This window comes from Burkholderia guangdongensis (assembly GCF_013403875.1).
GTDB lineage: Bacteria > Pseudomonadota > Gammaproteobacteria > Burkholderiales > Burkholderiaceae > Burkholderia > Burkholderia guangdongensis.
The window spans coordinates 181,485-196,192 of record NZ_JACBNX010000001.1 but is presented as its reverse complement, the minus strand read 5'-3'; the positions used below and the strand labels follow the sequence as shown (position 1 = coordinate 196,192).

Sequence of the window (14,708 nt, the reverse complement as noted above, 5' to 3'; positions counted from 1 at the left end):
CCGGCCCTTTGTCGCAAGCCGGCGCCGCCATCGCATCAGAACGAGTAAATGAGCTGTGTCGCCAGCAGATCGTTCGATTTCACGTACGATCCGTCGTGACGCAGGAAAACCTTGTTGCTCGCCCAGTCGTGGCGATATTCGACTTTCACGGTGACTTGCTGAGTCGGATAGAACAGCAGATCGAATGCGAGATCCTGGCGCGTTGCGCCCTTGCACTCGAAGCCGACGCCGCCGTTCGCCCTCGACATCGCAAGGCAGTCCGCATCGATGCCGAGGCCGTTGAACGGATCCATCCCGTTGCCGTTCAGCGCGATCGACGAGCCGCCGCCACCGTTCTTCCGGTTGACGAGAACGTCGTAGCGCAGCGTCGCGCCCATGCGCCCGACCACCGGCAGATTGAATTTTCGATGGGCGAGCAGCGACAGACCGAACCATTGAGCGAGGCCGCCATTGAACGCGCCGTGCTGCTGCTGGCCGTAATCGAGTTCCGCGTTGTACTGCGCGTCGGCCAGCGTGTAGGTGGCATCCGCTTCGCCGAAGAGGAACGCCCCGTACGCGCTCGGCGCATTGCCGCCGAAGCCGTACCGCGGGCTGCCAGTCACCGGGTCGATCGCGCTCGGCAGCGTCTGGCGACCGATGTTGACCGAGCCGCCGACGTCGAGCGCGCTGCCGTGCATATAGTCGACGCGTGCGGTAAAGGTCGGCACCTTGTTGCTCGTCGTGACCGGATCGCCGAACGCGTTCACGCCGGTCTGCGTGATCGCTCCCGCGCTGCGGAACTGCTCGTTGCCGACGAAGAACTTCCATGCCCACTGGCCGCTCGCGCTCTGATGGTTGAGGCCTATGCCAATCGACGAGCCCGGATCGGAAAAGTCGTACAGCAGGTTGTGCGTCAACGTCAGCATCTGGTTCGACTGCTGGTACTCATAGCCGCCAAAACCGGATACGAGCCCGCCGACGAACGCGGTCGTGCCCGACAACGGCACGGTGACGACCGCCGTATTGACGATATCGAGGCCGCTCGAGCCGCTGCCGGTCATCATCGACAGTCCCGCGCCACGATTCGGCATCAGCGTGATTTCCGCGGACGGCGCCGTTGGCCCGACGCCGAACGTCTTCTTGATGTCGAGATAAACGTCGCCGAACGTGCTGTTGTAATACGTGTACGCGTTCTCGTGGTTCGCGAACTGGAATGCCGATGTGCCCGCGGCGCGGTTATACAGATAGGTCGGGTCCAGATAGCCGGTGACCGACAGCCCCGCGATCGGGCCGGTCTGAGCCGCGTCGGTCAACGCGTCGACCTTCAACTGCTGGCTCGCGACCTGCTGCCTGATCTCCGCGACGTCGTCGTTGGTCAGCATCGCGGGCGCGCTGCCGTCACCCGGCGACGACGGGGCGGCGGCAGCGCTGCCGGCGGACGCCGGCGCGCCAGTCGGCTTCTCGGCAAGCGCCGATCGAAGTGCGTTGACCTGCTGCCGCAACGACTCGAGCTGCTGCTGCAGGGCTCTGATCTGATCGCTGGTCGGGCTCGCGGCGGCGAGCCCCGGCAGCACCCCGGCCACCACCGCGCAGAGGAACCTCTTCTTCATGGACTGTCTCCTGGTAATCGTCACGTCGATGAATCCCTGCCGTCTTCTTCAGCCACCGGTCTTCAGTTGCAGCCACAGACGGTTCTGCAGCCGCGCGATCTCGGCGCTTCTCGGCATCGCGAGCGCCATCCTGGCGAGCGCGGCGTCAGGCACGTAGACGCCCGGGTCCTGCGCGATCGCGGGCGTCACGAACGCGCGCGCGGCCTTGTTTGCGCTCGGATAGAAGATCTCGTTCGTGATGGCCGCGTTCGCTTTCGGATCCTCGATGTAGTTGATCCACTTCAACGCGGCCTCGGGGTGCGGCGCGTCCTTCGGGATCGCCATCACGTCGAACCACAGCAGGCCGCCTTCTTTCGGATTGACGTACCGGATCTCGTACGCGCGTTTCGCATCCAGCGTGCGCCGCCGCGCCACGCCGACATCGCCCGACCAACTGAGCGCGACACAGACATCGTTGTTCGCGAGATCGTCCGCGTAGCCCGCCGAGCTGAATTGCGTGACGTACGGACGAATCTTCTTCAGCACGTCGTAAGCGGCCTGATAGTCGGCCGGGTTCTTGCTGTTAGGATCCCTACCCATATACTGCAGCGTCGCGGCAAACGCGGCGTCCGGCGCGTCGAGCAGCGACACGCCGCAGCCCTTCAGCTTCGACGCGTTCGCCGGATCGAACAGCAGCGCCCAGCTATCGGTCGGCGCACCGTCGCCGAGCCGCTTGCGGACCGCGTCGACGTTGTAGCCGATGCCGGTCGTGCCCCATGCCCACGGCACGCCGTACTGATTGCCCGGATCGGCCTTCGCGACCATCTTCATCAGCGCCGGGTCGAGATTCATGAGATTCGGCAGCTTCGACTTGTCGAGCTTCTGGTACACGCCGGCCTGGATCTGCTGCGCGAGATAATTCGATGTCGGCACGACGATGTCGTAGCCTGAACTGCCGGCAAGCAGTTTGGTCTGCAGCGTGTCATCGCTGTCGTAGCTGTCGTAACGGACTTTGATGCTGGTCAGTTTCTCGAAATTCGGCACCGTGTCCTTCGCGACGTATTCGGACCAGTTGTAGACGTTCAGATTGGTGTCGCCGGCCTGGGCCGGATGACTCGCGACGAGCGCGAGGCCGGTCGATGTGGCGAGCACGGCGCGAACGATCGGGCGGCGGCGATAACGGGCACGCATGGGAATTCTCCTGGTGGGGTGGGCGTCTGGAAGGACTTTAAAGATCGCGGTATGCGCCGTCTGTCCCGTAAATGAAGGACAAGTCGCGTAGCGGAAACGACGGGATTGCGTGAATTCCCGCGTAGGCACGCGCAATTTTTCGTGATACCTGTAGCGCCTCCCCATGGATATCGAGAGTCACGACAATGAGTTCCGCTTCCCCCGGCCGGGAGATACAGCTAAACCAGTTCGCTTTCCTGGCGGACGCGTTGAGCGTCGTCGCGGAGGCCATTGGCAGCCCGCAATTCATCCAGTCGGTCTATGACAGCGTCGTGCGACTGGTCGACTTCGATGCGGTGCATATCGATTACGCACGCACCTCCCCCACCGGACAGCGCAACATCGGCTGGCTTGGCAGCTATGGGCGTGATCGGGAACTGGTCGGACGGGCCATGCGGCACTACTACCGCAGTTATGCCAGCCAGGACGGCACGTACGACGGAATCAGCGATGAAGAAGACGTGCAGCTTGTGCAGGTGTCCGCCGCAAGAGTCACGAGCGAACTCAGGAATCTATTCTTCGATGTCGCGGACATTCATGACGAATGCCTGGTCACGCGCGTGACGAACGGCGCGCGATATTCGATCTCGATGGCGCGATCGCAGCGCCTGCCGGCATTTTCGTTGCGAGAACTGAGTATCCTGAAGCAGGTCGCGGCGGTCGTGCTCCCGATGTCCGCGGCGCATGACCGGCTGCTGGGCGCGATCGCGCTCGACGATGACGAAACCCGCTCATCCGATTGCAACGACCTTGCGCGGTGGTTGCCGGCGCTGCACGACAAGCTGACGCCGCGCGAGGCTTACGTCTGTTCGTCGTTCATACGGGGCATGACGACCCGGGCGATCGCGCAATCGATGGAACTCAAGCCGACGACGGTCGAGACTTACGCGAAGCGTGCATTTGCCAAGCTCGGGATCGAGTCGAGGCGGCAGTTGATTACCCTCGTCCTGAACGCGGTACCGCAGCGAAACGGTGCAGCAAGCGCGTGACACGCAACCCAGATCGGATGCAGCGCGTTCAACCGACTCCCGCCTCTCGTCATCACCCCTGCTCGCCCCGGTCCGCGGCGCTTCGCGCCAGCACGGGTTCGAGCGCGCGCCCGGTATGACTCGCGCTCACCCGCACGAGCCCTTCCGGATGCGCGGCCGCCACGATCGCGCCGCCTCCGACGCCCCCCTCCGGGCCGAGGTCGATGATCCAGTCCGCTTCCGCGATCACATCGAGATCGTGCTCGATCACGACGACGCTGTGCCCCGCATCCACGAGCCGGTGCAGCACACGGATCAGCCTCGCGACGTCCGCCATATGCAGGCCCACGGTCGGTTCATCGAGCACGTATAGCGTATGCGGCGCTTTCTGGCCGCGCCGCGTGATGTCGTCGCGCACCTTGCTGAGCTCGGTGACGAGCTTGATGCGCTGCGCCTCGCCACCGGACAACGTCGGCGACGGCTGGCCGAGCGTCAGGTAACCGAGGCCGACGTCCTTCATCAGTTGCAGCGGATGCGCGATGTTCGGTATCGGCGCGAAGAACTCGGCCGCTTCGTCGATCTCCATCGTCAGCACGTCGCCAATGTTCCGGCCGCGCCACGTGACCGCGAGCGTCTCCGGATTGAAGCGCTGCCCATGGCACACATCGCACGGCACCTTCACGTCGGGCAGAAAGCTCATGCCGATCGTGCGCACGCCTTGCCCCTCGCATGCGGGGCAACGCCCTTCGCCGGTGTTGAACGAGAAACGCGACGCCGTGTAACCGCGAGCGCGCGCCTCCAGCGTGTCCGCGAACAGCTTGCGGATCGCGTCCCACACGCCGATATAGGTGGCCGGGCACGAGCGCGGCGTCTTGCCGATCGGCGTCTGATCGACTTCGAGCACGCGGTCGATCGACTCCCAGCCGCTGAGCGACTCGCAGCCCTGCCACGCGTGCGTGACGTCGAGCGACGGCCTCGGCGCGCTGCGCGCCAGCACGCTCGCGCGACGGTTCGCCGCTTGCGGCGCCTGCTGCTGCGCGGCCTTGCGCGCGCGGCGCGTGGCCGGCGACGACAATACCGAACGGCCCACCGCATCGAGCAGATTCGTCATCAGCACATCGCGCGCGAGCGTCGACTTGCCCGAGCCGCTCACGCCCGTCACCGCGACGAGCCGCGCAAGCGGAATGCCGACCGTGACATCGCGCAGGTTGTGCAGTTTACCGCCATGCACCGTCAGCCAGTGCTCCGGCACCGCCGGTTCGTGCATCGCCCCCGGCGCATTCACGCTGCGACGCGGCTGCAACGGATGCACGATCGGTTGCGCGAGAAAGCGGCCGGTCAGCGACGCGGGCTGCGCGGACAGTTCCGCGACCCCGCCCTGCGCGATCAGCGTGCCGCCGCGCTTGCCGGCGCCCGGGCCGACGTCGATGATGTGATCGGCGCGGCGAATCGTGTCTTCGTCATGCTCGACGACGACGAGCGTATTGCCCTTGTCGCCGAGCTTGCGCAGTGCGTTCAACAGGATCTGGTTGTCGCGCGGATGCAGGCCGATCGTCGGCTCGTCGAGCACGTAGCAGACGCCCTGCAGGTTGCTGCCCAGTTGCGCCGCGAGCCGGATGCGCTGAGCCTCGCCGCCCGACAGGCTCGGCGCCGCGCGATCGAGGCTCAGGTAGCCGAGCCCGACTTCCTCGAGAAACGCGAGACGGCTGCCGATCTCGCTGACGATGTCGCGCGCGATCTGGGCGTCCCGCCCGGCAAGCTGCAGGCCGTCGATCCAGCGGCGCGTATCCGACACCGTCCAGTGCGCGACATCGACGATCGGATGGTCGTCGAAGGTCACCGCGCGCGCGGACGGATTCAGCCGCGTGCCGCCGCAATCCGGGCACGGCGCGTCGCCGACGCCTTCCGGCTCCTGCTCGTCGGAAGGCAGCGTCTGCTCGCGGCCACGGCCGTCCTCGACCAGCACCGTGTCGTCGTAGGCCGCACGCTGTTCGCGCGTCAGCGCGAGGCCGGTGCCCACGCAGGTCGTGCACCAGCCGTGCTTGCTGTTGTACGAGAACATGCGCGGGTCGAGCTCCGGGTAGCTCGTGCCGCACACCGGGCATGCTCGCTTGACCGACAGCACCTTGACCTCGCCGACCTGCGCGGTCGAATGTTGGTTGGTCATCGCATGATGCAGGCCGTCGAGCGGCGCGAGCAGATGCATCACGCCCTTGCCGAGCTCGAGCGTTTCGTCGAGACGCTGCCTCAACTCGGCCTCGTTGTCCGGCGACACGACGATATCGGCGACCGGCAGTTCGATCGTATGCTCGCGGAAGCGATCGAGCTTCGGCCACGGGTCCACCGTCAGAAATTCGCCGTCGACACGCAGATGCGTGCTGCCACGCGCCTTCGCCCACTTCGCGAGATCCGTATACACGCCCTTGCGATTGACGACGAGCGGCGCGAGCAGCCCGACATGCTCGCCGCGATGATCGCGCAGCAACTGCGCGGCGATCGATTCGACGGATTGCGACGTCACCGGCGTGCCGTCATGGATGCAGTGCTGAAGGCCGAGCTTCACATACAGTAGCCGCAGGAAGTGCCACACCTCGGACGTGGTCGCGACCGTGCTCTTGCGGCCGCCGCGCGACAGCCGCTGCTCGATCGCGACGGTCGGCGGAATGCCGTACACCGCGTCGACCTCGGGGCGCCCCGCCGGCTGCACGATCGAGCGCGCGTACGCGTTCAGCGACTCGAGGTAGCGACGCTGCCCCTCGTGAAAAAGGATGTCGAATGCGAGCGTCGACTTGCCGGAGCCGGACACGCCGGTGATCACGTTGAACTTGCCGTGCGGAATGTCGACGTCGAGCGCCTTCAGATTGTGCTCGCGCGCGTTGACGATCCGCACGACGTTCTCGCCCTCGACCTCCCGGCGCGCCCGCGCCGCGTTCAGCGCGGTCTGCAACGGCACGCCCTCGTGGTCGGGCGCTGCTTCGGCGCCCAGTGCGCGGTCGTAGTGCAGCAGCGCCGCGCCGGTATGCGATCCGGCGCAGGCTTTCACATCGTCCGGCGTGCCCGCGCACAGCACGAGGCCGCCGCCGTCGCCGCCCTCCGGGCCGAGATCGATCAACCAGTCGGCCGCGCGGATCACGTCGAGATTGTGCTCGATCACGATCAGCGAATGGCCGCTCGCGAGCAGCTTGCCGAACGCCTGCATCAGCTTCGCGATGTCGTCGAAGTGCAGCCCGGTAGTCGGCTCGTCAAACATGAAAAGACGCGCGGCGGGCGACCCTTTCGCGGCGCCAGCACCGCGGGCACCGCCGGCCTTCGCAGACTCGGCGAGAAAGCCCGCCAGCTTCAGACGCTGCGCTTCGCCGCCCGACAACGTCGGCACCGGCTGGCCGAGCTTCACGTATTCGAGCCCGACGTCGACGATCGGCTGCAGCACGCGCAGCACCTCGGCGTCGGCGGCGAAGAACGCCGCGGCTTCGCTGACGGTCAGATCGAGTACATCGGCGATGTTGAGCGCGCGGTCGTCGCGCTCGATGCGCACGTCGAGAATCTCGGCCCGGTAGCGCCGGCCGTCGCAGTCCGGGCAGCGCAGATAGACGTCGCTCAGGAACTGCATCTCGATGTGCTCGAAGCCGGAGCCGCCGCACGTCGGGCAGCGGCCATCGCCCGAGTTGAAGCTGAAACTGCCAGCCCCGTAGCCGCGTTGCAGCGCGAGCGGCGTCTTCGCGAACAGCTTGCGAATCTCGTCGAACGCGCCGACATAGCTCGCCGGGTTCGAGCGCGTGGTCTTGCCGATCGGCGATTGATCGACGAACACGACGTCGCTCACTTGCTCCGCGCCCGTGAGCCGGCGGTACGCGCCCGGCGACTCGGTCGCTTTGCCCAGATGCCGCGCCATCGCCGGATAGAGCACGTCCTGCAGCAGCGTCGATTTGCCGGAGCCCGATACGCCGGTCACGCAGACGAGGCACTGCAGCGGAATCTCGACCGTGACGTCGCGCAGATTGTGCTCGCTCGCGCCGTCGAGCACGATCCGCGGCGTGTGCTTGTCCACCGGGCGGCGCGACCAGTGCGACGCATGCGCGACATGTTTGCGGCCGCCGAGATACTCGCCCGTCAGCGTGCGGGCCGACCGGATATCGGCGGGCGTGCCGTCGTAGACGATCGTGCCGCCACGCTCGCCCGGGCCGGGACCCATGTCGATCAGCCGGTCGGCCGCGAGCATCACCGACGGATCGTGCTCGACGACGACCAGCGTATTGCCCGCGTCGCGCAAGCGCTGCATCGCGTCGACGATCCGGTTCAGGTCGCGCGGATGCAACCCGATGCTCGGCTCGTCGAGCACGAAGAGCGTCTTCGTGAGCGACGTGCCGAGCGCCGTCGTCAAATTGATCCGCTGCACCTCGCCGCCCGACAGCGTGCGGCTCTGCCGGTCGAGCGTCAGATAGCCCAACCCGACGTCGCACAGATACTTCAGCCGCGTGCGCACCTCGGCGAGCAGCAGCTTCAGCGCATCGTCGAGCATCGCGCTCGGCAGGCCGATGTCGTCGAAGAAGCGGCGGATGCGCTCGATCGGCAGCAGCATCAGGTCATGCACCGTCAGGCCGGGCAGCGCTTCGAGCTGCGCGCGGGTCCAGTCGACACCGCGCGGCATGAAGCGGCCGGCGCTCGCGAGCGCCGCGTCGGCGTTCGCCTTCGTGCCGAGCCGCCACAACAGCGACTCCGTCTTCAGGCGCGCGCCGCCGCACACCTCGCACGGCGTGTAGCTGCGATATTTCGACAGCAGCACGCGGATATGCATCTTGTACGCTTTCGATTCGAGGTAACCGAAGAAGCGCTTCACGCCGTACCACTGGCTCTGCCACTTGCCGTTCCAGTCGGGCGAGCCGTTGATCACCCAATCCCGCTCGGCGGACGACAGTTCGGCCCACGGCGTATCGCGCCGGATGTCGGCCTTCGCCGCGTAGCGCATCAGGTCGTCCTGGCACTCCTTCCACGCGGGCGTCTGCATCGGCTTGATCGCGCCGCCGCGCAGCGTCTTGCGCTCGTCGGGAATCACGAGGCCGAGATCGACGCCGATCACGCGGCCGAAGCCGCGGCATGTTTCGCACGCGCCGTACGCCGAGTTGAAGGAGAACAACGCCGCTTGCGGATCCGCATAGCGCAGATCGCTGTCAGGATCATGGAGCCCGGTGGAGTAACGCCACACCTGGGACGCCGCCGCGCCGTCGCCCGGGTTGTCCGATCCCTGCGCGAGCACGTAGACATTCACCCGCCCGCCGCCGCGCTTCAGCGATGCCTCGATCGCCTCGACGACGCGCACCTTGTCGACCTGATGCAGACGGAAGCGGTCGGCCACCACGTCGAGCACCTTGCGCGACCCGGTGGGCGACGCGACTTCGCGCTGCGCCTGCACCCGCGTATAGCCGCTCGCCGACAGCCACTGCTCGACCTCCTCGTCGGTCACGGTTTCCGGCAACTCGACGGCAAACGTGATCACGAGACGCGGATCGTGCTCCGTCGTGCGCGCGAAGAGGTCCGCATAGATCGTCTCCGGCGTGTCGTGCCGCACCCGCTGCGCGGTCTTGCGGTCGAACAGTTCCGCCGCGCGTGCGTACAGGAGCTTCAGGTGGTCGTTGAGCTCGGTCATCGTGCCGACGGTCGAGCGTGAACTGCGGACCGGATTGGTCTGGTCGATCGCGATCGCGGGCGGCACGCCGTCGACGCGGTCCACCTGCGGCCGGTCCATCCGGTCGAGAAACTGCCGCGCATACGCGCTGAACGTCTCGACGTAGCGCCGCTGGCCCTCCGCATACAGGGTGTCGAACACGAGGCTCGATTTGCCGGAGCCCGACGGGCCGGTGACGACCGTCATTTCGCCGGTACGCAGATCGAGATCGATATGCTTGAGATTGTGCTGACGCGCTCCGCGAATGCGGATCAGATTGCTTGATGACAATTCGTGTGCCCGTCTGTATGAGTTAGCCAGGGTTCGCCGCGCCGGAAGGCTGCGGGACGCCCGCAGGCGCGGCTCAATTTCGACGAATACTACACTGTATATACATACAGGCGCGACATGAAGATCGCTATTGCAGCCGAGCCAGCGATAGCAATTTGAAATCACGGCCCGGTGGGGTTCACATTGCCCTTCGCGGAAGCGTCACGATGCCGACCGCCACGGTCGTGCCAGATATGCGCAAGCGAATGAACGACTATTTGCCGGAGGGTGTCGCGCTGCGGCCGAGACGACGTGTTCGCTCGACCGCGGCTGTCGCCGCTTCGTCCGTGCCGCACCACTCGTAGAACATCGAGAACAGGCTGGATTGCGAGCCGACGCCGAGCTTCGCGTAGATGTGTTTCTTGTACGTGCGGACGGTTTCGAATGAAATGGCCAGCCTGTCCGCGATCGCGCGCGACGAATGCCCACTGAGTGACAGCATCGTCACGTCGATTTCCCGCGCCGTCAGCGCGCCGTGGCCAACGCGCTCGGAAAACATGACCAGGCGTTCGCGAAGATCGGGCGAGCGTATGTCGGCGGCCGGCATGCTGGGCGCCGGCCGACCGACATCCTCGAAACGCAGGCGCTGCTGCATCAGCGCGATCACCCACGGAGCAACCAGGGTCAGCAGAGACATTTCGCGCGCGTCGTAACGCTGCCGCTTGCTGAGCGAGAAGCCTATGACGTGATCCGAATCGACGGCCACGTTGAAATGGACCTCGTCGCCGATGATGTTGCGCTGGAAATAGCGTTGATAGTATTCGGTTGCCGTGAAATTGTCGGGGGCGACGTCGGCAAGCGCATGAAAGCCCGACTCGCGGCGCTCGAACGCGTCCAGGTAGAACGGGTCGAGCTGATAGAACGTCGACACATATTCCTGGAACAGCAGGTCCACTTGACCGTCGGGTAATGCCTGCTCCGCGCACACGTGCGGCGCCCCATTGCGCGCGAACCGCAGCGCGACCCACGCGTCCACCGCGACGTGACGTTCGAGAACGCGAACGAGTCTCGGCCAGAAATGCGGCCCGTCCAGCGCATCGATCACGGTGGCGATCTCGCGATGAAAGGCGAGATCCTGCCATTCGAGGTTCATGCCGTCTCCATTGAGGTAACCCACCTGGGGAGTTACCGGAAAAAAATAATACCAAGATAATCCGCGAATCAATCCACGGCCACCCCGCCTCGGCCGGCCGTTGCCCCGATTCGAACGGAGAAAACAGCATGACGGCAATCCGACATTCCGGAGCGCAAGGTGCGCCCCAAATCCCCCGCCACGAGTGGGACCGTACACCATGGAATCGATGGAGTTTTCAGCGTGTGCGCGAATTCGTCCCGACCACTCGGGTCTGGCGTGGAACGGGCCCGGCCAGCCCATTACCGTCCGCGCTGCGAGAGATCGACGATATCCACTTCGAAAGCGACGGAAACCGCAGTTCCATCGCGGCATTCTTCGAGGAGAACTACACCGATGGGGCATTGATCCTCCATCGCGGCAAGATCGTCGCGGAGCGCTATTTCAACGGAATGACCGCACATACTCCGCATCTTTCGCAGTCGATGGCAAAATCGATTACCGGCACGCTTGCCGGGATCCTGATCGGACGTGGGGAAATCGATCCAGCCAGCCTGCTCACGGCGTACCTGCCGGAGCTGGAACAAACCGCATATCGAGGCGCAACGATTCGACACGTCCTGGATATGACGAGCGGGGTCACGTTCGACGAAAACTACACGGCCCTTGATTCGCATATGGCCATGCTGGACGCGGCCAGCGGATGGAAGGATCGCCTGGATCCGGCGTGGCCGGCAAATGTCTGGGATCTTGTGCTCGGCCTGACGAAAGCGGAGTGTGAGCACGGCGCCTCCTTTCGCTACCGGTCGATCGAGACCGATGTTCTTGCGTTCGCCCTTCAACGCGCCAGCGGCACGCCTTTGGCCGAACTGGTCAGCCGCGAATTGTGGGCACCGATGGGTGCCGAAGAAGACGCCTACTTCACCGTCGACTCAACCGGATACGCGCTGGCGGACGGCGGATTCAACGCCTCGCTGCGCGATTACGGCCGCTTCGCGCTGTTACACCTGAGGCGTGGTGAACTCAACGGACGTCGCATCGTGCCCGCCGAATGGCTTGACGACATCCGCTCGGGTGGCCGGCCCGAGTTGTTCGGGGAGATCGACCGCCGGGATCTGCCGCTGGGCGCATACCGGAGCCAGTTCTGGGTCGAGTACGACGAACGCCGGGCCTATATGGCGCGCGGGGTTTTCGGCCAGATGATCTATATCGATCCGCAGGCGGATTTCGCGGCGGTGCTTCTGTCCAGCTGGCCGGAGTTCGTCAGCGACGTTCGAACGCGCACGGCGATCGCCGCGGTCAAGGCCATTCGTGACGCGCTGCCTAAATGATCACAGAGCTTTGCGTACTAGAGGGAAGAAGGAATTGGTGGGCCCGGCCGGACTTGAACCGGCGACCAATCGATTATGAGTCGACTGCTCTAACCAACTGAGCTACAGGCCCTGAAACGGAGTGCGCTACGTCCGGCGGCCCGAACGGAACGCCGGGCCGGCATTGTAGCAACTGCGGGGAGAAACGCCACCGGCATCGTTGCGACACCGGTGGCGTTCAAAGAGAAAACCGCCGAGATCAGTTCCCTTCGAGGAACGACTTCAGCTTGTCGGAGCGGCTCGGGTGACGCAGCTTGCGCAGCGCCTTCGCCTCGATCTGACGGATCCGCTCACGCGTGACGTCGAACTGCTTGCCGACTTCCTCGAGCGTGTGATCGGTGCTCATCTCGATGCCGAAGCGCATCCGCAGCACCTTCGCCTCGCGCGGCGTCAGCGAATCGAGCACGTCCTTCACGACGTCGCGCATGCTCGCGTGCAGCGCGGCGTCGGCCGGCGCGACCGTGTTGTTGTCCTCGATGAAGTCGCCGAGATGGGAATCGTCGTCGTCACCGATCGGCGTTTCCATCGAGATCGGCTCCTTCGCGATCTTCATGATCTTGCGGATCTTGTCTTCCGGCATCTCCATCTTCTCGGCAAGCGTCGCCGGATCCGGCTCGAGACCGGTTTCCTGCAGGATCTGCCGCGAGATGCGGTTCATCTTGTTGATCGTCTCGATCATGTGAACCGGAATCCGGATCGTGCGCGCCTGATCCGCGATCGAACGCGTGATTGCCTGGCGGATCCACCACGTCGCATACGTCGAGAACTTGTAGCCGCGACGATATTCGAACTTGTCGACCGCCTTCATCAGGCCGATGTTGCCTTCCTGGATCAGATCGAGGAACTGCAGGCCACGGTTCGTGTACTTCTTCGCGATCGAGATCACGAGACGCAGGTTCGCCTCGGTCATCTCGCGCTTCGCCTGGCGCGCCTTCAGTTCGCCGGCCGCCATCTGACGGTTGGTTTCCTTCAGGTCCTTCAGCGGCAGCACGACGCGCGCCTGCAGATCCAGCAGACGCTGCTGCTGCTCGCGAATCGCCGGAATGTTGCGCGACAGGATCGCGCTGTACGCATGCCCTTCGGCGGCGATCTTCTCGGCCCAGTCGAGATCGGTCTCGTTGCTCGGGAAGCGCGCGATGAACTCCGAACGCGGCATCCCGCACTTGTCGACGACGATGTGCAGAATCTGGCGCTCGACCTGACGCACTTCATCCACTTGCGCACGCAACGTGTCGCACAGACGCTCGACGGTACGCGCGGTGAAGCGGATCGTCATCAGCTCGTTCTGGATCGTTTCCTGCGCCTTCAGGTAGGACTTCGACTTGTAGCCTTCCTTCTCGAACGCGCGGCGCATCTTGTCGAACCATTCGCTGATCATCGCGAACTTCTCGAGCGACGCGCGCTTGAGCGCCTCGAGCTGCGCGGCGTTGGCGGAGGCCTGCGCGGCGCCGCCGTCGTCCTCTTCCTCTTCCTCGGCTTCCTCTTCGTCCGCCTCTTCGTCCTCGTTCTCGATCGCCTCCGCTTCCTTCGCGGAGAAGCCGTCCGTATCGGTATCCGAAGCATTCGGATCGAGCAGGCCGTCGACGAGCTCGTCGACCCGGCTCTCTTCGTTCGCGACGCGCTCGGCCATCGCGAGGATATCGGCGATCGTCGTCGGGCACGCGGAAATCGCCATCACCATGTGGCGCAGGCCATCCTCGATCCGCTTCGCGATCTCGATTTCGCCTTCACGCGTGAGCAGCTCGACCGTGCCCATCTCGCGCATGTACATCCGCACCGGGTCGGTCGTGCGGCCGAACTCCGAATCGACCGTCGACAGCGCGACTTCCGCTTCCTCTTCGACTTCGTCGTCCGACGAGGCCGCCGGCGCGTTGTCGTTCAGCAGCAGCGTCTCCGCGTCCGGCGCCTGCTCGTACACCGCCACGCCCATATCGTTGAACGTGCCGATGATGCCTTCGAGCGCTTCGGTCTCGGTGAAGTTGTCCGGCAGGTGATCGTTGATCTCGGCGTACGTGAGGAAGCCGCGCTCCTTGCCGAGCTTGATCAGCGCGCGCAGCTTCACGCGGCGCTCTTCGAGCTCCTCCGCCGTGCCGGGCTGGCTCGACGCGAACGCCTCTTTCAGCAGCGCCTTTTCCTTGGCGCGGCGATCGCGCACCTTGGACTTGCCAGCAGCGGCAGCGGGTTGCTCGTCGCTCTGATTTGCGTCGTCATCGACGGATACTTCGTTCAGCTTTTTCGTCATGGAGTTCGCCGTACCGGCTAATTCGACTCGCGGCTGCTGGACGACAGCCGGTTGAACCGTGGGTGCTTGAGTAGTACGTACTGCCGTTTCGTCCGCCGCGGCAGCCGCTTCCGTTGCGCTTTTCGCCGCGGTTATTCTTCCTGCAGCCGCCGTGACCGAAGACGCGTTCCCGGCGGAAGAAGCAGACCCGACCGCCGTGACCTTCGTGGTCGGCTCCATCGAGCCCTTGGCCGTTGCTTTCTTTCCGCCCGTCGTCTTTGTCATCG

The 14,708-nt window shown here is 64.9% G+C and carries 7 protein-coding genes and 1 tRNA gene; 2 read left to right on the top strand and 6 right to left on the bottom strand.

Going from position 1 to position 14,708, the window contains the following annotated elements; all coding sequences use genetic code 11:
• Positions 1-35 precede the first annotated feature (35 nt).
• Both HZI36_RS00880 and HZI36_RS00875 read right to left on the bottom strand, forming a co-directional pair.
• A complete protein-coding gene (locus tag HZI36_RS00880; protein ID WP_179400723.1) occupies positions 36-1,589 on the bottom strand; it encodes a DUF3138 family protein in 1,554 nt (517 codons plus the stop codon).
• A gap of 48 nt (positions 1,590-1,637) precedes the next feature.
• Entirely contained in the window at positions 1,638-2,759 is a 1,122-nt protein-coding gene (locus tag HZI36_RS00875) for a polyamine ABC transporter substrate-binding protein (RefSeq protein WP_179400722.1), read from the bottom strand.
• Positions 2,760-2,944: 185 nt separating this feature from the next.
• On the opposite strand from HZI36_RS00875, the gene HZI36_RS00870 reads away from it, so the two are divergent.
• The gene (locus HZI36_RS00870) at positions 2,945-3,787 is read left to right on the top strand and encodes a helix-turn-helix transcriptional regulator (RefSeq protein WP_179400721.1); all 843 of its coding nucleotides are present in this window, start codon (positions 2,945-2,947) and stop codon (positions 3,785-3,787) included.
• Between the two features lie 52 nt (positions 3,788-3,839).
• On the opposite strand, the gene uvrA is transcribed toward HZI36_RS00870, so the two are convergent.
• Positions 3,840-9,719: an excinuclease ABC subunit UvrA gene (gene uvrA / locus HZI36_RS00865; RefSeq protein WP_179400720.1), complete on the bottom strand. Its 5,880-nt coding sequence runs from the start codon at positions 9,717-9,719 to the stop codon at positions 3,840-3,842.
• Positions 9,720-9,972: 253 nt separating this feature from the next.
• The gene (locus HZI36_RS00860) at positions 9,973-10,851 is read right to left on the bottom strand and encodes a helix-turn-helix transcriptional regulator (RefSeq protein ID WP_179401034.1); all 879 of its coding nucleotides are present in this window, start codon (positions 10,849-10,851) and stop codon (positions 9,973-9,975) included.
• A gap of 224 nt (positions 10,852-11,075) precedes the next feature.
• On the opposite strand from HZI36_RS00860, the gene HZI36_RS00855 reads away from it, so the two are divergent.
• Positions 11,076-12,161, top strand: a complete 1,086-nt coding sequence (locus HZI36_RS00855) for a serine hydrolase domain-containing protein (protein WP_218883527.1) — start codon at positions 11,076-11,078, stop codon at positions 12,159-12,161.
• A 35-nt stretch (positions 12,162-12,196) separates the two neighbouring features.
• Here the strand turns inward: HZI36_RS00855 and HZI36_RS00850 are convergent.
• Positions 12,197-12,273, bottom strand: a tRNA-Ile gene (locus HZI36_RS00850).
• A gap of 126 nt (positions 12,274-12,399) precedes the next feature.
• Positions 12,400-14,706 (bottom strand): RNA polymerase sigma factor RpoD, encoded by a 2,307-nt coding sequence (rpoD, locus tag HZI36_RS00845; RefSeq protein ID WP_179400718.1) that lies wholly within the window; start codon positions 14,704-14,706, stop codon positions 12,400-12,402.
• Positions 14,707-14,708 lie beyond the last annotated feature (2 nt).

Bases quoted from the DNA above. Each gene is read 5' to 3' on its own strand.
- HZI36_RS00875 (WP_179400722.1), bottom strand. From the start codon at position 2,759: ATGCGTGCCCGTTATCGCCGCCGCCCGATCGTTCGCGCCGTGCTCGCC.
- HZI36_RS00860 (WP_179401034.1), bottom strand. From the start codon at position 10,851: ATGAACCTCGAATGGCAGGATCTCGCCTTTCATCGCGAGATCGCCACC.
- HZI36_RS00880 (WP_179400723.1), bottom strand. From the start codon at position 1,589: ATGAAGAAGAGGTTCCTCTGCGCGGTGGTGGCCGGGGTGCTGCCGGGG.
- HZI36_RS00870 (WP_179400721.1), top strand. From the start codon at position 2,945: ATGAGTTCCGCTTCCCCCGGCCGGGAGATACAGCTAAACCAGTTCGCT.
- rpoD (WP_179400718.1), bottom strand. From the start codon at position 14,706: ATGACAAAGACGACGGGCGGAAAGAAAGCAACGGCCAAGGGCTCGATG.